The following is a 250-nucleotide window of genomic DNA, read 5'->3' as shown; positions in this document are numbered from 1 at the left end:
GGCAGCCGGGAGCCCCGGAGCGGGGCTTGGCCCGGTGGTATGGCTGGCGGTCAGGTTCAGGGCCGGAGGCCGGCAGCAGGTGCAGCCGTGGGCCGGTTGCCCGGCGGTGTGATCCGGTAACGGCGGCATGGCCGCCAGCAGGGCCACGGTCTGGGGGTATGTCGTGTGGGGGTATCTGCCGGGGTAGCAGGTGAGCACCAGGAACAGCAGCGTTCGGGTTGGTGCTGGGGTGGTCTGGCAGCTGGCGGAA

1 protein-coding gene is annotated in these 250 nt (G+C 71.6%); it reads right to left on the bottom strand.

The genetic code is table 11. The features are described from left to right. A partial coding sequence (locus B9Q17_RS18250; RefSeq protein ID WP_167373057.1) for a hypothetical protein occupies positions 1–250 on the bottom strand: 250 nt, incomplete at both ends.

Source organism: Marinobacter vinifirmus, from assembly GCF_002258215.1.
Classification (GTDB): domain Bacteria; phylum Pseudomonadota; class Gammaproteobacteria; order Pseudomonadales; family Oleiphilaceae; genus Marinobacter; species Marinobacter vinifirmus.
This window is presented reverse-complemented; position numbering and strand designations above follow the sequence as displayed.